The organism is Flavobacterium nitrogenifigens (assembly GCF_003254565.1).
GTDB lineage: Bacteria > Bacteroidota > Bacteroidia > Flavobacteriales > Flavobacteriaceae > Flavobacterium > Flavobacterium nitrogenifigens.
This window is the reverse complement of sequence record NZ_QJRI01000182.1, coordinates 172,898-195,548: the sequence shown is the minus strand read 5'-3', so window position 1 is coordinate 195,548 and position 22,651 is coordinate 172,898. Positions and strand designations below refer to the sequence as shown.

The 22,651-nt window shown below is 34.0% G+C and carries 24 protein-coding genes and 2 tRNA genes; 14 read left to right on the top strand and 12 right to left on the bottom strand.

Annotation, left to right across the window (positions count from 1 at the left end):
* The first annotated feature begins 170 nt into the window (after window positions 1-170).
* The 5 genes from DM397_RS22560 (at window position 171) to DM397_RS22545 (ending at window position 4,759) form a co-directional block, all read left to right on the top strand.
* Entirely contained in the window at window positions 171-1,436 is a 1,266-nt protein-coding gene (locus tag DM397_RS22560; protein ID WP_111379925.1) for a patatin-like phospholipase family protein, read from the top strand.
* Window positions 1,437-1,585: 149 nt separating this feature from the next.
* Complete coding sequence (locus DM397_RS22555) at window positions 1,586-2,419, top strand: hypothetical protein (RefSeq protein WP_111379923.1); 834 nt, start codon at window positions 1,586-1,588, stop codon at window positions 2,417-2,419.
* Between the two features lie 133 nt (window positions 2,420-2,552).
* Entirely contained in the window at window positions 2,553-3,275 is a 723-nt protein-coding gene (locus DM397_RS22550; RefSeq protein WP_111380293.1) for a DUF4369 domain-containing protein, read from the top strand.
* A gap of 228 nt (window positions 3,276-3,503) precedes the next feature.
* On the top strand, window positions 3,504-3,800 hold the full coding sequence (locus DM397_RS23840; RefSeq protein WP_162615512.1) for a hypothetical protein: 297 nt from the start codon (window positions 3,504-3,506) through the stop codon (window positions 3,798-3,800).
* On the top strand, window positions 3,800-4,759 hold the full coding sequence (locus tag DM397_RS22545) for a hydroxymethylglutaryl-CoA reductase (RefSeq protein WP_162615511.1): 960 nt from the start codon (window positions 3,800-3,802) through the stop codon (window positions 4,757-4,759). Before DM397_RS23840 ends, DM397_RS22545 begins: the two co-directional genes overlap by 1 nt.
* 130 nt (window positions 4,760-4,889) lie before the next feature.
* On the opposite strand, the gene DM397_RS22540 is transcribed toward DM397_RS22545, so the two are convergent.
* The 7 genes from DM397_RS22540 to idi form a co-directional block, all read right to left on the bottom strand.
* Window positions 4,890-4,963: transfer RNA gene (locus tag DM397_RS22540), tRNA-Thr, on the bottom strand.
* 112 nt (window positions 4,964-5,075) lie between these two features.
* Window positions 5,076-5,149, bottom strand: a tRNA-Thr gene (locus DM397_RS22535).
* A 76-nt stretch (window positions 5,150-5,225) separates the two neighbouring features.
* Window positions 5,226-5,492: a hypothetical protein gene (locus DM397_RS22530; protein WP_111379919.1), complete on the bottom strand. Its 267-nt coding sequence runs from the start codon at window positions 5,490-5,492 to the stop codon at window positions 5,226-5,228.
* A gap of 57 nt (window positions 5,493-5,549) precedes the next feature.
* The gene (locus DM397_RS22525; protein ID WP_111379917.1) at window positions 5,550-6,518 is read right to left on the bottom strand and encodes a type I phosphomannose isomerase catalytic subunit; all 969 of its coding nucleotides are present in this window, start codon (window positions 6,516-6,518) and stop codon (window positions 5,550-5,552) included.
* A gap of 57 nt (window positions 6,519-6,575) precedes the next feature.
* On the bottom strand, window positions 6,576-7,034 hold the full coding sequence (locus tag DM397_RS22520) for a peroxiredoxin (protein WP_111379915.1): 459 nt from the start codon (window positions 7,032-7,034) through the stop codon (window positions 6,576-6,578).
* 3 nt (window positions 7,035-7,037) lie between these two features.
* Window positions 7,038-7,448 (bottom strand): 6-carboxytetrahydropterin synthase, encoded by a 411-nt coding sequence (locus DM397_RS22515; protein ID WP_111379913.1) that lies wholly within the window; start codon window positions 7,446-7,448, stop codon window positions 7,038-7,040.
* Window positions 7,449-7,469: 21 nt separating this feature from the next.
* The gene (gene idi / locus DM397_RS22510) at window positions 7,470-7,997 is read right to left on the bottom strand and encodes an isopentenyl-diphosphate Delta-isomerase (RefSeq protein ID WP_111379911.1); all 528 of its coding nucleotides are present in this window, start codon (window positions 7,995-7,997) and stop codon (window positions 7,470-7,472) included.
* A gap of 294 nt (window positions 7,998-8,291) precedes the next feature.
* On the opposite strand from idi, the gene msrB reads away from it, so the two are divergent.
* Window positions 8,292-8,846: a peptide-methionine (R)-S-oxide reductase MsrB gene (gene msrB / locus DM397_RS22505; protein ID WP_111379909.1), complete on the top strand. Its 555-nt coding sequence runs from the start codon at window positions 8,292-8,294 to the stop codon at window positions 8,844-8,846.
* A 7-nt stretch (window positions 8,847-8,853) separates the two neighbouring features.
* A complete protein-coding gene (gene msrA, locus DM397_RS22500; protein WP_185957092.1) occupies window positions 8,854-9,459 on the top strand; it encodes a peptide-methionine (S)-S-oxide reductase MsrA in 606 nt (201 codons plus the stop codon).
* A 300-nt stretch (window positions 9,460-9,759) separates the two neighbouring features.
* Here the strand turns inward: msrA and DM397_RS22495 are convergent, their stop codons facing one another.
* Complete coding sequence (locus tag DM397_RS22495; protein WP_111379907.1) at window positions 9,760-10,197, bottom strand: META domain-containing protein; 438 nt, start codon at window positions 10,195-10,197, stop codon at window positions 9,760-9,762.
* 260 nt (window positions 10,198-10,457) lie between these two features.
* On the opposite strand from DM397_RS22495, the gene DM397_RS22490 reads away from it, so the two are divergent.
* The 3 genes from DM397_RS22490 (at window position 10,458) to DM397_RS22480 (ending at window position 13,900) form a co-directional block, all read left to right on the top strand.
* Window positions 10,458-11,870 (top strand): aminopeptidase P N-terminal domain-containing protein, encoded by a 1,413-nt coding sequence (locus tag DM397_RS22490; protein WP_111379906.1) that lies wholly within the window; start codon window positions 10,458-10,460, stop codon window positions 11,868-11,870.
* A 545-nt stretch (window positions 11,871-12,415) separates the two neighbouring features.
* Window positions 12,416-12,799 carry a cupin domain-containing protein gene (locus DM397_RS22485; RefSeq protein ID WP_111379904.1) on the top strand — a complete coding sequence of 128 codons (384 nt, stop codon included), beginning with the start codon at window positions 12,416-12,418 and terminating at the stop codon, window positions 12,797-12,799.
* A gap of 141 nt (window positions 12,800-12,940) precedes the next feature.
* On the top strand, window positions 12,941-13,900 hold the full coding sequence (locus tag DM397_RS22480; RefSeq protein ID WP_111379902.1) for a quinone oxidoreductase family protein: 960 nt from the start codon (window positions 12,941-12,943) through the stop codon (window positions 13,898-13,900).
* An 85-nt stretch (window positions 13,901-13,985) separates the two neighbouring features.
* Here DM397_RS22480 and DM397_RS22475 read toward each other — a convergent pair whose 3' ends face one another.
* The 3 genes from DM397_RS22475 to DM397_RS22465 all read right to left on the bottom strand — a co-directional run bounded on the left by DM397_RS22475 (window position 13,986) and on the right by DM397_RS22465 (window position 17,429).
* On the bottom strand, window positions 13,986-15,071 hold the full coding sequence (locus DM397_RS22475; protein ID WP_111379900.1) for a DUF6630 family protein: 1,086 nt from the start codon (window positions 15,069-15,071) through the stop codon (window positions 13,986-13,988).
* A 21-nt stretch (window positions 15,072-15,092) separates the two neighbouring features.
* A complete protein-coding gene (locus DM397_RS22470) occupies window positions 15,093-15,794 on the bottom strand; it encodes an SMI1/KNR4 family protein (protein WP_111379898.1) in 702 nt (233 codons plus the stop codon).
* Between the two features lie 75 nt (window positions 15,795-15,869).
* A complete protein-coding gene (locus DM397_RS22465; protein WP_111379896.1) occupies window positions 15,870-17,429 on the bottom strand; it encodes an NAD(P)/FAD-dependent oxidoreductase in 1,560 nt (519 codons plus the stop codon).
* A gap of 276 nt (window positions 17,430-17,705) precedes the next feature.
* Between DM397_RS22465 and DM397_RS22460 the strand changes: the two genes are divergently transcribed.
* Window positions 17,706-17,942 carry a hypothetical protein gene (locus tag DM397_RS22460; RefSeq protein ID WP_111379894.1) on the top strand — a complete coding sequence of 79 codons (237 nt, stop codon included), beginning with the start codon at window positions 17,706-17,708 and terminating at the stop codon, window positions 17,940-17,942.
* 93 nt (window positions 17,943-18,035) lie between these two features.
* On the opposite strand, the gene recQ is transcribed toward DM397_RS22460, so the two are convergent.
* Window positions 18,036-20,231, bottom strand: a complete 2,196-nt coding sequence (gene recQ / locus DM397_RS22455; RefSeq protein ID WP_111379893.1) for a DNA helicase RecQ — start codon at window positions 20,229-20,231, stop codon at window positions 18,036-18,038.
* A gap of 86 nt (window positions 20,232-20,317) precedes the next feature.
* Between recQ and DM397_RS22450 the strand changes: the two genes are divergently transcribed.
* From DM397_RS22450 to DM397_RS22440, 3 genes are read left to right on the top strand one after another with little or no spacing between them, the layout of a single operon-like run.
* Window positions 20,318-21,283, top strand: a complete 966-nt coding sequence (locus tag DM397_RS22450) for a KpsF/GutQ family sugar-phosphate isomerase (protein WP_162615510.1) — start codon at window positions 20,318-20,320, stop codon at window positions 21,281-21,283.
* A complete protein-coding gene (gene tatC, locus DM397_RS22445) occupies window positions 21,283-22,098 on the top strand; it encodes a twin-arginine translocase subunit TatC (protein ID WP_111379892.1) in 816 nt (271 codons plus the stop codon). Before DM397_RS22450 ends, tatC begins: the two co-directional genes overlap by 1 nt.
* On the top strand, window positions 22,091-22,441 hold the full coding sequence (locus DM397_RS22440) for a carboxymuconolactone decarboxylase family protein (protein WP_111379891.1): 351 nt from the start codon (window positions 22,091-22,093) through the stop codon (window positions 22,439-22,441). The genes tatC and DM397_RS22440 overlap by 8 nt, the downstream gene beginning before the upstream one ends.
* Window positions 22,442-22,651: the final 210 nt, after the last annotated feature.

Below are 22,651 nucleotides of genomic sequence, written 5' to 3'. Positions count from 1 at the left end.
CATTCGAAAATAATATTTCTGAAATCCTGCAAATTAAGTTTTGCAGGATTTTTTTGTTCTACAGTAGCGCTTTAAAAAAGGGTCATTTTCCCCTTTTCTCAAAAACAAACATCACATACATTTGATAGTCAGAATATTAAATTCAAAAAAAATCTAAAATTCTAGAAATTATGGACAAGAGAATGTTTACAGAAAACGGGGAAGTTCTAGCAATTATAAAAGATTTAAAAGAACAGATTAAAGGCAAAAAATTCTCTGATATTATAGACGATAATAATTGCCAATATGTTGATCTTGTACAAGAAGGCGGAGGTGTTCTCGGAATTGCATTAGTTGGCTATGTGTATGTTTTGGAACAAATGAGAATTCGGTTTTTAAGTCTTGCCGGAACCTCAGCAGGAAGCATCAATACCATGCTGATGGCTGCCGCAGGAACCTGTGATATGGAAAAGTCAGAATGGATTCTGGAATGTTTATGCAATAAAAATTTATATGATTTTGTTGATGGCGATCATGATGCCCGTGAGTTTATTGATGCTCTTTTAAGCGATGCCGGAAATTTGAAACTGGTCATGAAAGGCTGTCAGGTAGTAGATAATTTTAAAGATGATTTAGGATTAAATCCAGGAAATAATTTTCATCAATGGATGACCAATCTGCTTTCGCAAAAAGGAATAAAAAATTATGCCGATTTAAGAACCTTAAGAGAGAAAGGGATTTCAGATAAAAACAAACTGTACCGAATAAACCTGCCAAATCATGGAGATAAAGTAGAATATACACGAGTAGATCATTGGAGTCAAATGGCAATAATTACTGCTGACATCACTACCGAAAGCAAAATCATTTTTCCTAAAATGATTGATTTATTTTATTCGAATCCAGACGTTCAAAATCCAGCCGATTTTGTTCGCGCTTCTATGTCGATTCCGTTATTTTTTACTCCTTTTAAAATTAAAAATATTCCAAGTGGAATTGATGCTTGGAACAAATGGAATGATGCAACATGTCTGCGAACATCAGTCCCTTCAGAAGTTATGTTTATGGATGGCGGTATTATTTCAAACTTTCCAATCGACATTTTTCACGAAAACATGAACGTGCCCGCTTCTCCAACTTTTGGAATCAAACTGGGATATGACAAAAACGAAATCAATAAAAATGAAAAATTTTCGAACTTGATAGGTTCATTGTTTGATACTGCACGCTATGGTTATGATTTTGAATTCCTGCAAAAGAATCCAGACTTCAAACATTTGATAGGATACATTGATACCGGAAATCACAATTGGCTAAACTTCAATCTGACTGACGATGCAAAAATCGACCTTTTTATAAGAGGAGCTCAAAATGCAGCCACTTTCCTAAACCGCTTTAATTGGGAAGAATATAAAAAAATTAGAAAGGCCAAAAGCAACTATTATAAGTCAGTTTAAAACTATTTTTGATACAACCAACCATACTTTTTCTCTCGAAAAACCGTTATAAAATCCTGTGAATTAACCTTTACAGGATTTTTTAATTGTAATTTATTTTTTTGCTACATTTGACTGCCTTATTAATCTAATCCAAAACAAAACCCATTATGAAAAAAACTGCTATTTTATTATCAGCTATTTGTGCGACAGCACTTTTATATGTTTCTTGTTCAAGTGATAATCACGAAGAAACCGTTTCAACAAACCTAACAAACATCGGAGCTTCTGTAGCTGTAGACACTTCAAACGAAATGGATCTTAGCACCGGTCTTTTAATTTCAACAAGCACCTCAACAACGGGAAAAACGACAGAGACGGCTCCCGGAGTTTGCGCAACTATTACCATTTCATCTCCAAATGGCACAGAATATCCAAAAGTTTTTCTAGCAGATTTCGGAACTGCGGGATGCACAGACGCAAACAACCTTACACGAAAAGGAAAACTAAAAGTGACACTTTCTGGACCAATTATTGAAACAGGAAGCAAAATGACAATTGAACGAATTGACTATTCTATAAAAGGCATCAAATTGGAAGGTACTATTGAATATACCAATACAACCATTACTCCTACTATACCGCAATGGACTAGAAAGGTAACCAATGGCAAATTAACCGATTTACAAGGAGGCGTTTATACTAATTCTGGAATTTATACTACTAAACAAACAGCAGGTGTAGATACACCACTTGTTTTATCTGATAATGTATACGAAGTTACAGAAGGTACGCATACAGTAACCGCTTCAAATGGAGAGATGCTTACTTTGACTGTAAAAGAGCCATTGATTAAAAAATACTCATGCCTATTTATTTCTAAAGGACAACTAAAAGTACAAGGAGGTATTTTAAATGGTGTGGTAGATTATGGAAACAACGACTGCGATGCGATTTACACTTATACACACGAAAACGGCTCTTCATTCAATCTATCAATGTAAGACCTTTTCCTGCACGACTTTAAAATCCCAATTTAGAAATAGATTGGGATTTATTTTTTTTTATAAAAATAAAACGGCTGCCTCTTTACATTTAAACTATTTTCTTTATTTTGCACCAAAATCTCAAAAACCAATGAAAAAAACATTAATTGCTTTTGTTACCCTTACAGTATTAGCATCTTGCAGCAAAAAAGAAGCTGCCGCTGATAACCTACACATCACAGGAAACATTAAAGGTTTAAAAACCGGAACTTTATATATCCAAAGAGTTGTTGACACTTCTCTTGTTGCCATTGACAGCATTAAAATTGACGGAAACTCAGCTTTTGAAAGAGACATAAAATTAGAATCTCCAGAAATGTTGTATTTATATTTAGACAGAGGCGTAACTAATTCATTAGATAATAACATTTTATTCTTTGCTGAACCAGGAAATATTAATATTGAAACCAATTTAGACAACTTCATTGCTAACGCAAAAATTACTGGTTCAAAAAATCAGGAGTTATATGAAGAATATCAAAAAATAAATACTCGTTTTAGAGATGAGAACTTGTCAATGGTTGAATCAAAATTTAAAGCATTAAAAAGACAAGATCAAAAAGCAGTTGACAGTATTGACGCAAAACAACAGTCAAACATCAAAAGAAAATATTTATACGCTACAAACTTTGCCATCAACAATAAAGATCACGAAGTAGCACCTTATATTGCTTTAGCAGAGATTTATGATATCAATTTGAAGTTTCTTGATACGATTCAAAAATCAATGACTCCAAAAGTAGCGCAATCGCTTTATGGAAAAAAATTGACAAAATATGTTGCTGAAATCAAGAAAGCAGAACAGCAAAAATAACCTAATTCAATAAAAAACAACGAGTTAGATTTGAAAAATACACTTTTTTCACCTTTTCAGAAATCCTGTTTTTAAAAGAACAGGATTTTTTTATGCCCTTTTTTTTGTGATTGATTTTTATTTTCATAAATACCTGATAATTAAATAATTAAAAGTTAAATTGTCAGAATATACACAGATACAAGCCTGATTTGTAATAACTTAGCTTTAAACTAAAAAACTACATTTATGGAAAATTTAATCAGCAACATCAGTCGACCTAAGTATGATTATATAGATTCTTCTGTTTTTCACAAATTAGAATCTTATAATCCAAAACATTCTCAAGCAGAAAAAATTCCAGACCAAGACCCTTATACCTTAAATGGTCAAAAGTTACGTCTGAATTTTATTCGTAGCCAATTAAACTTAGACCTAGATTTTCTTTCTGGAGAAAAAGTATTCACCAACAACGAAAGCCTCAAAGGCAACATCGAAAATTACATCGGAATGAGCCAAATTCAACCGGAATTATTGGTCCGCTAGTGATAAACGGAAGTCTTGCCCAAGGTCCATTCTACGTTCCCCTTGCTACTACCGAAGGCGCATTGCTTGCTTCTTACAACAGAGGCGCAAAAGCCTGTAGAGAATCTGACGCTATAACTATCGTTACACTTCAGGAAGGCGTGCAGAGAACCCCAACCTTTAAATTCAAAAACGTTATCGAATTAGGCAAATTCGTCTCATGGGTTTTAGACCACACCGAAACCTTTTCAACACTTACTAGAGAAACCAGCAATTATGCCATCTTAAATGACATTGGCATTAATATCGAAGGGAACATTCTGATCTTAAGATTTGAATTTACTTCGGGCGGTGCTTCTGGACAAAATATGGTAACAATTTGTTCGGATAGAATATGCCAATATATTCTAGAAAACTGCCCAATAAAACCCGTTTTCTGGACTATTGAAGGTAATTTTTCTGGCGATAAAAAAATAAGCCCCTTAAACACCAGAGTTCGCGGAAAAAAAGTTACTGCTGAAATCGTATTGAAAAAAGAGGTCATTAAATCGGTTTTAAAAACAACTCCGGCATTATTGCACGAACAATGGAGAATATGCGTTTCTGGCGCAAAAAAAGCAGGTGTAGTGGGCGGCGGAATGCATCCCTCTAATGGACTTGCGGCTTTATTCATTGCTTGCGGGCAAGATGTTGCCTGTACAGGTGAAGCTTCAGTTGCTGTGACACGAATGGAAATCACCGAAGACAACGACATTTATTTTGCCATTACAATGTCTAATCTCATTGTAGGAACAGTCGGCGGCGGAACTTCATTCCCAACGCAAAGAGAATGTCTTGAGCTTCTGGACTGCTACGGAGCTGGAAAAAGTGGCAAATTTGCTGAAATTGCAATTGCGGTATGCTTAGCTGGCGAACTTTCAATTTTGGCCGCAATGTCTTCAGGACAATTTACAGCTGCACACCAAACACTGGGTAGATAAATTAATTAAATCCTAAAATTCAAATTCCGAATTCCAATTTCGTTAAGAATTGGGATTTGGAGTTTTTATATTGGAGTTTATTTCTTTTTTGGAACAAAAAAAAACCACCACATTTCTGTGATGGTTTTTGAGCCGATAGAGGGACTCGAACCCACGACCTGCTGATTACAAATCAGCTGCTCTAGCCAGCTGAGCTACATCGGCCTATTTTGCGAGTGCAAAGATATAAATGTTTTTTAATATTCCAAAAAAAATTTCACACCTCTCTCTATAATTAAAAAAACCACCACATTTCTGTGATGGTTTCCGTTTTTTGAGCCGATAGAGGGACTCGAACCCACGACCTGCTGATTACAAATCAGCTGCTCTAGCCAGCTGAGCTACATCGGCCTCATTACGGGTGCAAATATAAAGCGGTTTTTCAATTTCCCAAAATATTTTTGCACTTTTTTACGCTTTTTTTTGCTTATAGTGCGTTGATTTTTTCAATCAATTGATTAGCAGCTTGTTCTAATTCAACATTAATTTGTTTGAAATGCGCTTTTTTATTTTCAACGTTTTTAGCGTTCACTTTTGTAATCAAAGTATCGAATGCAGCAATAGCTTCATCAACCAAAGCATTCGTTTCTGGAGTTGGACTTCCTGTTGTTGACATCTCAAACAAGTAAACCGCCTCAATAATATCACCTAATACAAAGTTGATGTCTTTCTTTAAATTCTTAACGTTTGCCATTTTTCTTTTTATTTTAATTTGCGTCTGCAAAAGTACATATTATCTTTAAATTTAATGCTAAGAAATGTAAATTTCTAAAATTGAAGCTTTTCCGCTCAAATTAAATGCATTTATTGCAGCTGGAACCAAAACAGTATCTCCTTTTTTGTAAGTCTGTTTGAATCCGTCGTATTCAATTTCAAAATCACCATCGATACACATATACACTGTAAATGTTTCTCCATTTTTAACAACTTCCAATTTATTTTCTAACGGAAGGAAATTGGTTGTGAAATAAGGACAGTCTACAACAGTATTTGAAGTATTAACTTTAGACTCGTATTTTTTCTGCGTATCTACTTTATTGTAGTTAATTGCATCCAATGCAAGATCTACGTGCAATTCTCTTTTGTTTCCTTGCGCATCTACACGATCAAAATCGTATAATCTATATGTAATATCAGATGTTTGTTGAATTTCTGCAACTACCAATCCTGCTCCAATTGCATGAACAGTTCCAGTTTCTAAGAAGAAAACATCTCCTGATTTTGCTTTCACATCATCCAAAATAGAAACCAAAGTATTATCGTGTAAATGCTTTAAATATTCTTCTTTACTAGAATCTTCTTTAAAACCAACAATAATTCTAGCATCAGCATCGGCTTGCATTACGTACCACATTTCTGTTTTTCCGAATGAATTGTGACGCTCTTTTGCCAATTTATCGTTTGGATGCACTTGAATAGAAAGATCTTCTCTTGCATCTAGGTATTTAAAAAGCAATGGAAATTGTTTTCCAAATCTTTCATAAACTTTAGTTCCTAAAATAGCGTCTGGCGTTTCATCGATTAAATCCATTAAAGATTTTCCTTTTAAAACTCCATTTGCAACCACACTTACATCTCCTTGTACCGTAGATAACTCCCAGCTTTCGCCAGTAATTTTAGAAACAATTGGTTTGTTTAAAATTGTTTTTAATTTTTCTCCTCCCCAGATTCTTTCTTTCAAAATCGGTTCAAATTGCAAAGGGTATAAATTTTGACTCATGTTTTTTAGGCTAATATATTTGTTTAATTAATTCTATTCTGATACTATTTTGGTATTCTATGATACTAATTCCTGTATAGCTTCTAACGCTTTCGGTATATGTTTAGCTGCATTTGCGCTATCAAATATCGAAATCACCAGCCCATTTTTATCAATTATATAGGTAATGCGTCCCGGAAGAAGTCCAAATAAAATATTACGGACACCAAAAAGCTTTCTTAATCTTTTATCCTGATCTGAAAGCAAAATAAAAGGTAATTTATGTTTAGCTGCAAATTTATGATGTGATTTTACACTATCGCTGCTAATACCAATTACCTCAGCTCCCAAATCTTTAAAATCTTCGTATTGATCCCGAAAACTGCAAGCTTCGGTAGTACATCCTGGCGTATTATCTTTTGGATAAAAATAAATCACCAGCGGCTTTCTTCCTAAAACGCTTTGGCTTTCAAAAAGTTCACCATTGTTGTCTTTCGCAGTAAAATTCGGAACTATATCTCCTATTTTTAATGACATTTTTTATTCTCCTTTATAAGTTACAAAATTTCGTTCCGTTTCGTTCAGTACGACTTCAAGATCAAAGTCGGCATGAATTCGTTGTCTAATTTTATTCCATATCACAACAGCAATATTTTCTGCGGTCGGATTCAAATCTACAAATTCTGGAACATCCAAATTGAGATTTTTGTGATCAAACGGAATTTCTACTTCTTCTCGTATAATATCCGCTAATACTTTCACATCGAGGACAAAACCAGTTTCGGGGTCAATTTTTCCTGTAACACTTACTGTTAAACCATAATTATGACCATGAAAGTTAGGATTATTGCATTTTCCAAAAACAGCATCGTTTTTTTCAAATGACCAATCCTTTCGATAAAGTCGATGTGCAGCATTAAAATGTGCTTTTCTTGATATGGTTACTCTCATTTATGTTTTTGGTTAGTTTGGCTATAATTTATGGTCTTCGAGATAATGATCAAATTCATCAAAAATTATCTTAAACCATACGGTATAAATTTCGGGCTGTTTCTCAATATCTGCTTTAACATCTTCAATACTCATCCATTTCCAGTCTTCTACTTCGTCTGGGTTTATGTTTGGTTCTTCATTATAATAACCAATCATAACATGATCCAACTCATGCTCGGTTAAACCATTATCAAAAGGAGCTTTGTAGATAAAATGAAACAACTCTTTCAGTTCAGCTTTAAAACCCATTTCTTCAAACAATCTTCGGCTTCCCGCTTCAATATTTGTTTCTCCTTCTCTCTGATGACTGCAGCAAGTGTTTGTCCAAAGCAACGGAGAATGGTATTTATGATGAGCACGCTGTTGCAGCATAATTTCGTTTCTACTATTTAAAATAAAAACCGAAAAGGCACGGTGCAAAAGCGCTTTTTCATGTGCTTCTAATTTTGGCATCAAGCCAATCTGTTCATCGTTCTGATTAACCAGTATTACGTTTTCTTCTATCATAAGGCTTCTTAAGCAAACAAAAATACGAAAAAAGAAATGGCTTAAAAATGCTAATTCCGTTTGAGAAAAGTTAAGCTTTTGACCTTATTTCTATTTCATTGATTTACAACACTATAATTTATTCTAAATTTTAAAAGCAGTTAAAATTAAGACATAAAAACTACATTGCCTTATTTTACGTAACTAATAAAAAGTTAAAACACACTTAAAAAAATCTCAATAATAATGCTCACTGTATTTTAAAGCTAATTCTCAGCGTATCTTTGATATACAGATTAACGCACCCAAGAACTTATGAAATCTAAAAATGTAATTTTCAGTCTTTGCTTTTTACTGCCGCTTTTTATTTTACAAGCTTGCGGACAAAACACAAAAAAACAACCCGCAAAAACAGCTGTTATAGAAAATAAAATCAGCAAGCCCGGAAATCCTTATTATTCAAATACCGACACTACAAAACTAAATGTAAGCAATGCCGAATGGAAAAAGGTTTTACCCGAAGATGTTTATGCTGTAATGCGCGAAGCCGACACCGAAAGGCCTTTTACAGGAAAATATTGGAATACTGACGAAAAGGGAACGTATTACTGCGCTTCTTGTGGCAACTTGCTTTTTAGATCTACAGCAAAATTTTCAAGCAGTTGCGGATGGCCAAGCTTTTTTGAACAAGAGAATAAAAAAAGCATTGTGTTTAAAGAAGATAATTCGATTGGAATGGAAAGAACAGAAACGCTATGCGGGCGCTGCGGAGGACATTTAGGACACATATTTGATGATGGCCCTGCTCCTACAGGAAAACGTTACTGCATGAATTCGATTGCTCTTGATTTTGTTCCTGATAATAAATAAGCTACAAATGAAAAATATACTTTTAATATGTCTTTTTGCGCTTTCGCTAAATGGCATTTCCCAAAACAAAAAAGCGAACCTAGAAACTATTACACTAGGCGGAGGCTGTTATTGGTGTGTTGAAGCCGTTTACGAAAATCTGGACGGAGTAAAATCTGTTGTTTCTGGATTTTCTGGCGGAAAAGTTGCAAATCCGACTTACGAAGAAGTTTGCACCGGAGAAACTGGTCACGCCGAAGTGGTTCAGATTACTTACGACAAAAATGTAACCGATATAAACGAAATTTTCAAAGTCTTTTTTACCGTTCACGATCCGACAACTTTAAATCGTCAGGGAGCAGATGTCGGAACGCAATATCGTTCTGTTATCTTCTATAAAAATGAAGAACAGAAGAAAGCGGCACAGAGCATTATTGCTGAACTCAACAAAGCAAAAGTGTACAATAATCCGATTGTAACAAAAGTGGAACCTTTTAAAGTTTTTTATAAAGCCGAAGATTATCATCAGAACTATTATTCCAACAACAAAAATCAGCCGTATTGCAAAATGGTAATTCAGCCTAAACTAGAAAAGTTTGAAAAGGTTTTTAAAGATAAACTCAAAAAGAAATAAAGAGCATTAACCGCTTCTATCCTTTTGGGAGGCTCCAGAGGAGCGAAATATTTATAGAAAAAAAACGTTTTTTACAACATAAAGCCCCAAAGGAGCGATATATATATATATATATATATATATTTACGTTGCAAAAAATATGTCGCTCCTCCGAAGCTTTTATTTATTTGTCTTATTACAATTCTATAAATATTTTACCCTGCTGGGGTTTTAACAGATCAAATAAACTTTAAAATATTTTGTCCAATAAAAAAGCTGCCCTTTAGAGACAGCCTATTTTCCTTATTCTGATTGTTAAAACTATTGTTTAGCCACTTTTTTAAATCTCATTACCGGGATATCGCCCTGAATTAAATTTAGTTTCCCGTCTTTATCAATAGAATAACTTGTAATTTGTCTAATTTGTTTTAGAAATACTTGTTCACCACCACCTTCACAAAACATCATGGTAGTTGGCCCCTCTTGTCCAAAAGTCAAAGACTTTCCTTTTAAGGTATAAGATGCACTGTAACCATTACATCCGTTATTCCCATATACTTTTGTTTCTTTTTGATCAAAAGTAAGTTGTGGTTTTTTATTCGGATATAATCCTTCAAAAGCAATTCTAGGTCCTGAGATGTATTCCAACTCCCAAGTTGTACCAAATAAATCGCCTGCATTAGACGCAGATTTTGATGCCGTACATGAAGCAAATAATAAAGTTAAAACTGAAAGGACTGCAAATGTGTATTTTTTCATAAAAGTGGGTTTTAAAGATTTATAATTTGTTTTTTGAAGTCTAAAATAATTTTACAAAAATTCTTTTCTCAATATTCATGCCCAGCTACAGGTTTATCGAAGTTTTATTTTTAGTCTAAACCGTAATTTTTTGTCTCTAAGTTACTACAAATTATTTAAAGTTTTATGGGTCAAATGTTTAAAATAAAACAAGCACCACTATTTTTTTGTAATTTGCATCGATCAAAAAACCAAAAAACATCAATAAAAAGCCAAAAAAAATGAAACAATTTCTATTCTTGTTTGTATGTGCTATGATAACATCATTTACTCATTCGCAAGAAAACCTTCCGACAGATTATCTCACAAAAGAATTTCACCAAGGACGCCGCGAAGCTTTTAGAGCTTTAATGCCTGCTAATTCTGTTGCCATTGTTTTTTCTTATCCAGAAAGAGTTTTTTCTAGAGATATCGACTATAATTATCATGCAAATCCTGACATGTATTATTTATCAGGATATAAAGAACCTAATGCAATATTGTTAATTTTTAAAGAAGAACAAGGATTAGAAAAATACAATGAAGTCCTTTTTGTTAGAGAAAGAAATGCAGCGCACGAAATGTGGACAGGCAGACGTTTGGGAGTTGAAGGCGCAAAATCGAAACTAGGCTTTACAACTGTTTATAACGGAAAAGATTTTAATGCGTTTGCTATTGATTTTGCAAAATTTGACAAAGTAATTTATGATAAATTCCCAACAGATGTAGCAGAAAACAATAATCCTGACAATTTATATGCATTATTAAAATCATTTAAAGCTAAAGCTGGAATTACTCAAGAAAATGAGACTTCAACAGACTTATTCAATAAAATCACCAGTTCTCTTCGTGAAATAAAAACTCCTGAAGAACTTGTCCTGATGCGCAAAACTGTAAAATTATCCTGTATTGCACACAACGAAGTCATGAAAGCTGTAGGTCCAGATATGAGCGAAAACGAAGCCGATGGAATTCACGCTTATATTCATAAACACTATGGAGCCGAAGGCGAAGGCTATGGGCCAATTGTTGGAGCTGGAGCAAACGGATGCATCTTGCACTATTGGGAAAACAATGCCACAAAAATCGACAATCAATTATTATTAATGGATGTTGGTTCTGAATATCACGGCTATTCTGCAGACGTTACCAGAACAATTCCAGCAAACGGAAAATTTACCGAAGAACAGAAAGCGATTTATCAAATTGTTTATGATGCTCAAGAAGCTGTTTTTAAAATCTGCAAAGAAGGAACTCCTCTTGTTGCATTAAACGAAACTGCAAAAGATGTAATAGCAAAAGGTTTAATTAAATTAGGAATTATTACAGATCCGAAAGATGTAAAATTATATTATCCACACTCATGCTCACACTTTCTTGGTTTAGATGTTCACGACAAAGGAACTTACAATGGACCACAGACTCTTATAAAAGAAAACATGATTCTTACTGTTGAACCTGGAATTTATATTCCAGCAAACAGCAAATGCGATAAGAAATGGTGGAATATTGGTGTTCGTATCGAAGATGATATTTTAATGCTAAAAGATTCGTACGAAAATCTGTCTGCAGATTCTCCAAGAAAATGGCAAGATATCGAAGCTTTAGCTAAACAGAAAAGCACTTTTAATGATATGAAATTGCCTAAAATATAAACCCTGAAAAGTTTTTAAAGGCGACCTAAAAATAATTAGAAAACCATTAGTAAATAAAAAGTATTTACTAATGGTTTTTTCATAATATAATTCCATGAATATTCGGGTTAAAACAAATACAAATAACTAAAAATAAATAAATTACAACCAATAACAAGACTAACAATTCAATTTTAGAACATTCCACATCTCTTTTTTTCGTAAATTAGTAGTCCCAAAAACGGACACTATTCATCGCACTTCAATTTCCCAAACCTGTGAAGATAAGCCGAAAAAAAACGACGGATTCAAACAGGCAACATGGGAATCTTCAGTATCTAAACCCAAGGATCTCATATCTGCAAAATGAAATCCAATTTTTCTAGCTAAATATCCTAACCGTAATTTTTCGAATCAGGAAAAATCTGCCTCTTCGCATTAATTTTAAAAAAATGCACTGCAAGAGAACTTTGTCTTTTTCATAAAACACAACCAAGACAAAGTTCTCAAAAAGAACACGCAATTAAACAATTCTGGAAAAATTTAACCAATAAAAAAGAAATGAAATGAAAACAATTACAAAGAATTTAATGTCTCTATTCATACTATTACTTTTGATATTAAGTATGAATGTCTATGCGCAAGACCCTTTAAAAGCAGCGCCTAACGCGTATAAAAAAGTACTTCTTGAGAATGAAAGAGTAAGAATAATGCAAGTTGAGATTACTCCTGGAGAAACCATTCCATGGCATCATCATCCTGACCACACCATCTATGCATTAGCTGATGGAAAAATTGAAATAACCGATAAAGGCAAAGCACCTGTTATTATAGATATTAAAGCCGGAGATGCCATGTACATACCTGCTGTTACACATATGGCAAAAAATTTAGGAGATACAACTGTGAGTTTGATTGTAACAGAAATAAAACCTAAAGCTAAAAAATAAACCACTACAGGTATCTCAGCCTGTTTAATTTAACCCAAAGTAACAACCTGATTTCAAGTTGTTACTTTTTTTTATTTTTAAGATTATCTTTAAAATGGAGCCAATATATTTTCCGTTCTTTGTATACTCAAAAAACTAAAAATGAAAGCACTTACCTTTTCTTCTTTTGGAAAATCAGATGTTTTAGAATATATAGAAATCCCTAATCCTCAACTAAAAAATGACGAAATTTTAGTCGAGATGAAAGCCATCGGATTAAATTTTGCTGATGTTTATCGTCGAAAAGGGAATTATCATTTAAAAGGAAATCCACCTTTTATTGCTGGTTATGAAGGAGCAGGAATTGTGGTTGATGCCAACAATCATTCGGAATATAAAGTTGGAGATCGTGTGGCTTTTGCCGATGCACCATTTGCCAATGCAGAATTGGTTGCCGTAAATGTAAATCACATTATTCCGTTATCTCAAAATATTTCTTTTGAAACTGCGGCTTCTGTTTTGCTTCAAGGTTTAACAGCTCACTATCTTGCAACAGACAGTCACAAAACGGCAAAAGGAGAAACGGTTTTAATACACGCGGTCGCTGGTGGAGTTGGTCAGATTCTAACCCAAATCAGTAAACTTCTTGGAGCAAACGTTATTGGTTTAACCTCATCTGCAGAAAAAGCAAAAATCGGATTTGAACAAGGTGCAGACCATGTTTTTCTTTATAATGAAGACTGGAAATCGCAAGTTTTTAAAGTGGTTCCAAACGGTGTCGATGTTGTTTACGACAGTATCGGAAGCACTTTAATGGAAAGTTTTGAAGTCACTAAAGAATGTGGACAAGTTGTTTTCTTCGGCATGGCAGGCGGAGATCCAGCACCTGTAGACCCGAGAATGCTAATGGACGGTTCTAAAACTTTAACGGGAGGCGATTTGTGGAGTTATTTAAATTCTAAAGAAGAACGAATTAAAAGAGCAACTCAACTATTCAACTGGATTACAGAAGGGAAAATTAAATTGTCAGAACCGACATCTTTCAAATTATCTGAAGGAAAACTGGCACACGATTTCTTAGAAAGCAGAAAAAGTACAGGGAAAATTATTTTGATTCCTTAATTTTTTTCGCCACGAATTCACAAATTTTATTTTTAAAATCTATGCGCAAAGTTTTTAAATAAATTCGTGAATTCGTGGCTATCAATTATAGCTGAGTAACTTCAATTTTAGTTCGGTCAGATAGTTCTAAAATTCTTTCTACTTCATCTTTGTTTACCACAAAAAACAAATAACTGTCTCCATAGGTTTCATAAGTCAATAGCTCGAGATTTGATTTTTCCAATTCCGATTGAATATACGGAAACAGATCATGACTATAGGTTTCTTCTGGATAATCAAATTTGAAATCTTCGCCAAGCATCTCAGAAATAAAATATTCTGCGTCTTCTGGATCAAATTTCCAATCGCTATGCCAAGTATTTATTTCGTCAAAAAAACTAAAATGATCTTCTGTCGTTTCATAATACGTTTTAGTTTCGGCATTGAAACTTTCAAAAAGCTTCTCTGAATATTTTTTTACATCATCTTCCTCGATATTATTTCTCGAAACCAATTTGACAAATTCTTCAAAATCCCCCACAGCTGCTTTGTCATCTAGCAGCAGATTTTCTGAAGACGGAAGCTCAATATCCGCAGGAATTTCAACATTAAAATATTGGCATATAGCTTGTAAAACTTTTTTGAAATCTTTAACTCCTATTTCCTGAGTCTCATCTTGAGGATTCTTAAAATCAAGATATTCTGAATCTAGCAAACCTTTTACATAATCAGAAAAATGATTGCTAGAATACAACATTCTAAAATCGTTTATTTCTAAACTATTGGTGCAGCAAAAGAAAATCATGAAATTATTAATCACACTTGTAAAGTGCTTTTTCATTTCCTGACTTGGTCGCGAATAAAACTGAATATGAATAAAATCATACTGTAAATCGTCCTGCATTGCTTCTTCTGACAGGCCACCAATATTCAGTTTTTTATAAAGTTCGTTCAGAACTTCATACGCATTATTGAATCCGGCTTTTTTAACTTCTGCCCTTCCTTCTTCGTGATCTAGCGATGAAGGAACAGAATACAAATTTACAGTAACCGTGTCATGAATTCCTTTTACTTTAAATTCTATACTATTCGATTCATGATGCAAATGACTATAAATTGAATCAATAACATCAAAAGAAATGATTGATTTCGGATCGTTGTTTCTATTAAATAAATTGGAGAAAAAGCCCATAAAATATTTTACATTAAAAGATTAATCGTTTGAATATTTAAAACTCTGATTCATTTTATCAAAAGGAATTACTTCATTGACAATAGATTCTAATTCAAAATCCGTCAGTAATCCTCTCGCCGATTCCACAATTTTTGGCGAAACATGTATTTCATAATCAATTATATCACGTTCTAAAATGGCTGACAGAATTGTATTTTGCTGCTCAGTCAGATATTTTTTATGTGATTTAAAAACTGATTCTATATCATCTCTAAATTCTTCATCCGTCAGTTCATTGTAGACATCTTGTTTTGACATATCAATCAACAAAACTTTGAAGATAAAATCCTGAAGGTTTTTTGCCAGATAATTGACTTCGTTGGAATCGTGCCATACAAAAACAATTGGCACATCGCCATTGTTTTCTTCGTTTAAAAAGAAACAATAATGATCGCCACCGCCACTTTTGGCAAACGGAATAAATTTAAATTCTGGGTTGATATTTCGATAATCCTCTGGATCTCCGAGCTCTTCTATTTCTTCTGCAACCGATTTCAAATTCAGTGATTCAAAATCATAAGAGTGCAAAAGCAAAGGTGGATTATCTTTTAAGGTTGGATAAACCTCTGTATACCAATTTGGACCATATTCTCCAACGTCCAACATACCGTCGGCGTCTAGCTGTTTGTATAAAAGCGGGAAATTGAATCCGTATTTTTTCTCTATTTCTTGTATTGTCATCTTTGGGGCAAATTCTATTACAATCAAACCACTAAGATAACAATCTTTTTACTACACCAAAAAACCTGAGGCCAATTATTTCAATGCTTCCGCAATCATTAAAGCACATTTTTCTCCATCAATAGCAGCAGAAATAATTCCGCCCGCATAACCTGCACCTTCTCCGCAAGGATATAAACCTTTGATTTGCAAATGCTCTAAAGTCATAGGATCTCTCGGAATTCTCACTGGAGATGATGTTCTACTTTCAGGCGCATGCAAAATTGCTTCGTTAGTTAAATAACCACGCATTGATTTTCCAAAATCCTGAAATCCCTGACGCATAATCTGAGTTAGGAATCCTGGGAAAACCTGTCCCAATTCTACCGAAGTGGTTCCTGGAACATAAGAAGTTTTCGGAATATCTGCCGAAACTTTGCTTTTAGTAAAATCTATCATTCTTTGAGCAGGAACTTTTTGAGTTTCACCAGCCAAATGCCAAGCTTTTTGTTCGATGCTTTTTTGAAATTCCATTCCAGCCAAGGCCCCAAATTTTGCAAAAGGCTTAAAATCTTCCAATTTTAATTCGACTACAATTCCAGAATTTGCTGTTGACTGATCACGTTTAGATGGTGACCAACCATTTGTAACTACTTCACCCGGACTAGTTGCGCATGGCGCAATTACACCTCCTGGACACATACAGAACGAGTACATTCCGCGGCCATTAACTTGTTTTACGATAGAATATGGTGCTGGAGGCAAATGTTCTCCACGGAAATCACAGCTGTATTGAATGCTGTCGATTAATTCCTGAGAATGCTCTGCACGAACTCCCAAAGCAAAAGGTTTTGCTTCTATTAAAATTTTCTTTTTATCTAATAATTCAAAAATATCACGAGCCGAATGTCCCGTTGCTAAGATTAATTTATTGGCGTGAATTTTATCTCCGTTTTGAGTTACGATACCTTCAACTTCATTATTCTTTACCAAGATATCAGCTACACGAGTTTCAAATAAAACCTGACCGCCAAATTCCCTGATTTTATTTCTGATGTCTTCAATAATTTTAGGAAGCTTGTTTGTTCCGATGTGTGGATGCGCTTCAACCAAAATATCTTCAGAAGCACCAAAAGCGACTAAAAGTTCTAATATACGGGTTACATCACCACGTTTTTTAGAACGGGTATATAATTTCCCATCAGAATAGGTTCCTGCTCCTCCTTCTCCAAAACAATAATTAGAATCCTCGTTTACGATATGTTCACGGTTTATCGCTTTTAAGTCACGACGACGGCCTCGAACGTCTTTCCCACGTTCTAAAACAATTGGTTTTAAACCTAATTCAATTAATTGCAATGCCGCAAAAAGTCCAGCTGGACCAGCTCCAACAACTATAACTTCTTGTGCATTCGACACATCCTTATATATAGGAAGTTCAAGTTTAGTTTCTTGAAAAGATTCGCCTTTTAAATAAATAAGAACTTTCAAATTGATTTTAATCGCTTTCTGACGTGCATCAATAGAGCGTTTTAAAATTGAAACGTGCTGAATTTCTTGAACAGAAACCTTAATCTGCTTAGACAAATAGTCTTTTAGCAATGATTCGTTTGCGGCAATTTCGGGTGTAACTTGAAGTAAAAGTTCTTTAGGCATTTTGTCTTTTTTATTCTATTAGCTTTTCTTTCTATGAAAAGAACATGCAAAAGTACTATTTTGAAATGAGATTTTATATCTGCTGTAAAATTTGCATTCAGATTGACACAGATATAAGGAGATTTTCAATACAAAGAATATCGTAGAGACGCACTGCAGTGCGTCTAACATATTACGGGTAAACGTTGCGTAGACACACTGCAGTGCGTCTCTACATACAACCTTTAAGAAAGACTTTGTATCTTTGTTCCTAACACCCTTTGCACCTTAAAAAAAATGTCAAGAAAAATAAAACTAATCTGGGATTTCCGCGGACCTGCTTCTGCAAAAACAGCAGAACATCACGAAATACACCTTAAAGAATATATTGCAATTGAAAAGCTACCTTTAAATATTACTGGATATAAAATCATAGACGAAATGTACGCCATAGCTTTCATGGTTGTAACTGATGAAAATATGATTCAGGTAAGAGATGCTTTGAAACCGCATCGAGGAGAACTCTACGAGTAGTTTTCAGTTTACAGTCACAGTTTACAGTTTTGTACTGAGACAAATTTTAAGTCGCAGTTTACTGAGACTGTAAACTGCGACTGTAAACTTTATTTAATTCGCTACCTCGCTGATAAATTTTATACGCATTAAACGCAATTCGTCAATATCGTAGTCACCATCAAATTCTTTAAGGGCATCTTCGATTTTATCAGATTCAGATTCCATGAAATAATCGTGAATTTCTTCCTGCTGGTCATCATCTAAAATATCATCTAACCAATATTTGATATTTAATTTAGTTCCAGAATAAACAATCTGTTCCATTTCTTTAATCAATGCATCCATAGAAAGCCCTTTCGCGGAAGCGATATCACTTAACGGAAGTTTTCTATCAATATTCTGAATAATATATAATTTGTTGGCAGAATTTACTCCTGTAGATTTTACGACTAAATCGTCTGGTCGAATAATATCGTTGTCCTCAACATAACGACTGATTAAAGCAACAAATTCACTTCCGTATTTTTTAGCTTTTCCTTCACCAACACCATGAATATTATATAATTCCTGAATTGTTATTGGATATTTTAAAGCCATATCTTCGATTGAAGGATCTTGGAAAACCACAAACGGAGGAACTCCAAGTTTTTTAGCTACTTTTTTACGAAGTTCACGAAGCATACCTGTTAAAACTTCATCAGCAGTTCCAGAAGATTTCCCTCCTGTTACAATAGTTTCGTCATCAGCTTCAGTGTATTCATGATCTTCAGACATCATAAACGAAACTGGCTTTTTAATAAAATCTAAACCAGCTTTTGTAATTTTGATTACTCCATACGTTTCAATGTCTTTAGACAAATAACCAGAAACCAAAACTTGTCTTAACAAGGCCATCCAATATTTTTCATCGTGGTCTGAACCAGAACCAAAATAAGGCTGAGCGTCTGTTTTATGCGCTTTAATAACCGCATTGATACGGCCAATTAAAGTAAATACAATTTCTTTTGATTTGTAAATATGTTTGGTATCGCGAACAATTTCAAGCAATTTAACTACTTGTTCTTTAGCCTCAACTTTATGTTTTGGGTTACGAACGTTGTCGTCCATATCAGCACCTTCACCTGTTTCGCTGTCAAACTCTTCCCCGAAATAATGCAGCAAGAATTTTCTACGCGACATTGAGGTTTCGGCGTAAGCCACAACTTCCTGTAAAAGTGCAAAACCAATTTCTTGTTCAGCAACCGGTTTTCCAGACATAAATTTCTCCAGTTTTTCTACATCCTTATAAGAGTAATATGCCAAACAATGTCCTTCTCCGCCGTCACGTCCTGCACGACCAGTTTCTTGATAATAGCTTTCTAATGATTTTGGAATGTCATGGTGAATTACAAAACGAACGTCTGGTTTATCAATTCCCATTCCGAATGCAATTGTTGCTACAACCACATCGACATCTTCCATCAAAAACATATCCTGATGTTTGGCCCGCGTTTTGGCATCTAAACCTGCATGATAAGGAACAGCACTGATTCCGTTAACTTGCAAAACTTCGGCAATCGATTCTACTTTTTTACGGCTTAAACAGTAAATAATTCCAGATTTGCCTTTATGCTGTTTTATGAATCGAATAATATCCGACTCGATATTTTTTGTTTTGGTACGAACTTCATAGTACAAGTTCGGTCTGTTGAACGATGCTTTAAAAGTATTTGCATCGGCCATATCAAGGTTTTTCAAGATATCTTCCTGAACCTTTGGTGTTGCGGTTGCAGTAAGACCAATAATTGGCACTTTACCCAGCTGCTTAATTATATTTCTAAGATTTCTATACTCTGGTCTAAAGTCATGTCCCCATTCTGAGATACAGTGTGCCTCATCAATGGCTACAAAAGAAATAGGCACACTTTGTAAAAAGGCTACATATTCTTCTTTTGTTAGTGATTCTGGGGCTACATACAAAAGTTTGGTCAATCCAGATGTAATATCTTTTTTAACCTGAGCAATTTCTGTTTTGGTTAGAGAGGAGTTTAATACATGTGCAATTCCATTTTCAGACGAAAGGCTTCGAATTGCATCAACCTGATTTTTCATCAAAGCAATTAAAGGAGAAACAACAATTGCTGTTCCTTCTTGAATTAAAGCTGGCAGTTGATAGCAAAGAGACTTTCCTCCACCAGTCGGCATTATTACGAATGTATTCTTCTCGTCTAAAATACTCGTAATGACTTGCTCTTGCAAGCCTTTAAATTGGCTAAAGCCGAAATACTTCTTTAATTCTTTATGTATTTCAATTTCATTTGAATTCATTCTCTATATTAATGGTATTTTGTATAAATTTGCAACACATAAAGATACAACTTTCTTTTATACATACAAATTTTAAATATTCTGTTTTGATCACAAAAGAAAATATATTGGCGATCGCCAAGAAAACAATACTCTCTGAAAGTGAAGCAATTACAAAACTAATTGATTTTTTGGACGAAAATTTTTACGAAGCTGTCCAACGCATATACGAATCCAAAGGTCGTCTGATCGTTACAGGAATTGGAAAAAGCGCGATCATTGCACAAAAAATGGTGGCTACTTTTAACTCAACTGGAACCCCTTCTATGTTTTTGCACGCAGCAGAAGCTATTCATGGCGATTTAGGAATGATACAAAATGATGATGTTATTATCTGCATTTCTAAAAGCGGAAATAGTCCAGAAATTAAAGTCCTTGTTCCTTTATTAAAAAGATTCGGAAATACTTTGATTGCCATTACAGGAAACACAACTTCATTTTTAGCAAAAGGCTCTGATCTAGTTTTAAATACAACTGTTGACACAGAAGCCTGCCCTATCAATTTAGCTCCTACAAATAGTACAACAGCACAGCTTGTAATGGGTGATGCCTTGGCTGTTTGCTTAATGGAAATGCGTGATTTTAAACCAGAAGATTTTGCGGTTTATCATCCAGGAGGCGCTTTAGGAAAAAAATTACTGCTTCGCGTGAAAGACATGATTGAGCATTCATTAAAACCAGCAGTCACTCCGGAAACTTCTATCAAAAAAGCAATTTTCGAAATCTCTGAAAAAAGATTAGGCGTTACAGCAGTAATTGAAGACAATAAAATTGTTGGAATTATTACGGATGGAGACATCCGAAGAATGCTGAATGATCGTGATACTATTGCAGATTTAACAGCAAAAGATATTATGTCTAAAAATCCAAAAGTAGTTTCGTCTGAAACTATGGCAGTCGATGCTTTAAATATTTTAGAAGACTTTTCGATTACACAATTGATCGTTGCGGATAACGGAGAATATAAAGGAGTTTTACATTTACATGACATTTTAAAAGAAGGAATCGTATAATGGCAAAGAAAAATCTTGGCGAAATGTCATTTTTAGATCATCTTGAAGAATTGAGATGGTTATTGGTTAGAAGTACACTTGCAACAATTATTATGGCAATTGTCACTTATTTTATTAGTGATTATTTATTTGATCAAATTATTTTAGGTCCAATTAGACCAACATTCTTCACGTATGTTTGGTTTTGCGACTTATCTCATTCATTAGGATTTGCAGACAGCATTTGTATTACAGAACTGAACTTCATTATTCAAAATACTGAAATGGAAGGCCAGGTCAATATTTTTGTCTGGATGTGTCTTTTGGCAGGTTTCATCTTGAGTTTCCCTTATATTTTATGGGAAATCTGGAAATTTATCAGCCCTGCACTTTATGAGAAAGAAAGAAAAAATGCAAAATTATTCATCTTTGTTTCTTCATTGCTTTTCTTCTTGGGAGTATTGTTTGGATATTTTGTTGTAATTCCGATGTCGGTAAACTTCGTTGCCACATTCTCCATCAGTGATGTGGTAAAAAACCAGTTCACATTAGAATCTTACATGGGAATGGTTAAAACAAGTATTCTTGGAAGTGCGATCTTTTTTGAACTTCCAATTGCTATTTATTTCTTAACAAAATTAGGATTAGTAACTCCTGAATTTTTAAGAAAGTACTGGAAATATGCCGTCGTAATTATTTTAATTATTGCTGCAATTGTAACGCCACCAGATGTTGTGAGCCAAACCATTGTTGCAATTCCGATGTTGCTTATTTACGAGGTTAGTATTCTAATTTCGAAAATTGTTTATAAAAATAAATTAAAAGAAAATGTCTGATATAGTTCAAGAATTTAATGACTACCGTTCTAAAATGAACGAAAAACTGCTTGCTGACAACAACAAAATTGTAAAGCGAATTTTCAATCTTGACACCAATGCTTATGCAGAAGGCGCTCTTGATGTAAAAACAAAAGAGCTTTTAGGTTTGGTAGCATCAGCAGTTTTAAGATGTGATGACTGTGTGAAATACCATTTAGAAACAAGTTATAAAGAAGGAGTTTCTAAAGAAGAAATGATGGAAGCAATGGGAATTGCTACTCTTGTTGGAGGAACAATTGTAGTTCCTCATTTAAGAAGAGCTTACGAATTCTGGGAAGCACTGGAAGAGCAAGGCAAATAATTAGAAAATGCGTCAATTTGATAATTAGATAATTTCTCTTGAAATGCGCTAATTATTTATTTTGAAATACAAGTTCTAAATTTTGAAAACGCAATAATTTGTTAATTGATTCATTCTATTGAATATTTTACACTTATTTTGCCTTTCAAATCAAATTATAAAATTGATTATGATTTAGTTTTTTTTTAATTATCTCATTTTCAAATTATC

Bases quoted from the DNA above. Each gene is read 5' to 3' on its own strand.
- recQ (WP_111379893.1), bottom strand. From the start codon at position 20,231: ATGAATTCAAATGAAATTGAAATACATAAAGAATTAAAGAAGTATTTC.
- DM397_RS22555 (WP_111379923.1), top strand. From the start codon at position 1,586: ATGAAAAAAACTGCTATTTTATTATCAGCTATTTGTGCGACAGCACTT.
- DM397_RS22560 (WP_111379925.1), top strand. From the start codon at position 171: ATGGACAAGAGAATGTTTACAGAAAACGGGGAAGTTCTAGCAATTATA.
- DM397_RS23840 (WP_162615512.1), top strand. From the start codon at position 3,504: ATGGAAAATTTAATCAGCAACATCAGTCGACCTAAGTATGATTATATA.
- DM397_RS22490 (WP_111379906.1), top strand. From the start codon at position 10,458: ATGAAACAATTTCTATTCTTGTTTGTATGTGCTATGATAACATCATTT.
- DM397_RS22515 (WP_111379913.1), bottom strand. From the start codon at position 7,448: ATGAGAGTAACCATATCAAGAAAAGCACATTTTAATGCTGCACATCGA.
- DM397_RS22465 (WP_111379896.1), bottom strand. From the start codon at position 17,429: ATGCCTAAAGAACTTTTACTTCAAGTTACACCCGAAATTGCCGCAAAC.
- DM397_RS22440 (WP_111379891.1), top strand. From the start codon at position 22,091: ATGTCTGATATAGTTCAAGAATTTAATGACTACCGTTCTAAAATGAAC.
- DM397_RS22480 (WP_111379902.1), top strand. From the start codon at position 12,941: ATGAAAGCACTTACCTTTTCTTCTTTTGGAAAATCAGATGTTTTAGAA.
- tatC (WP_111379892.1), top strand. From the start codon at position 21,283: ATGGCAAAGAAAAATCTTGGCGAAATGTCATTTTTAGATCATCTTGAA.
- DM397_RS22470 (WP_111379898.1), bottom strand. From the start codon at position 15,794: ATGACAATACAAGAAATAGAGAAAAAATACGGATTCAATTTCCCGCTT.
- DM397_RS22475 (WP_111379900.1), bottom strand. From the start codon at position 15,071: ATGGGCTTTTTCTCCAATTTATTTAATAGAAACAACGATCCGAAATCA.
- DM397_RS22460 (WP_111379894.1), top strand. From the start codon at position 17,706: ATGTCAAGAAAAATAAAACTAATCTGGGATTTCCGCGGACCTGCTTCT.
- idi (WP_111379911.1), bottom strand. From the start codon at position 7,997: ATGATAGAAGAAAACGTAATACTGGTTAATCAGAACGATGAACAGATT.
- DM397_RS22525 (WP_111379917.1), bottom strand. From the start codon at position 6,518: ATGAGTCAAAATTTATACCCTTTGCAATTTGAACCGATTTTGAAAGAA.
- DM397_RS22530 (WP_111379919.1), bottom strand. From the start codon at position 5,492: ATGGCAAACGTTAAGAATTTAAAGAAAGACATCAACTTTGTATTAGGT.
- DM397_RS22520 (WP_111379915.1), bottom strand. From the start codon at position 7,034: ATGTCATTAAAAATAGGAGATATAGTTCCGAATTTTACTGCGAAAGAC.
- msrB (WP_111379909.1), top strand. From the start codon at position 8,292: ATGAAATCTAAAAATGTAATTTTCAGTCTTTGCTTTTTACTGCCGCTT.
- DM397_RS22485 (WP_111379904.1), top strand. From the start codon at position 12,416: ATGAAAACAATTACAAAGAATTTAATGTCTCTATTCATACTATTACTT.
- DM397_RS22550 (WP_111380293.1), top strand. From the start codon at position 2,553: ATGAAAAAAACATTAATTGCTTTTGTTACCCTTACAGTATTAGCATCT.
- DM397_RS22495 (WP_111379907.1), bottom strand. From the start codon at position 10,197: ATGAAAAAATACACATTTGCAGTCCTTTCAGTTTTAACTTTATTATTT.
- msrA (WP_185957092.1), top strand. From the start codon at position 8,854: ATGAAAAATATACTTTTAATATGTCTTTTTGCGCTTTCGCTAAATGGC.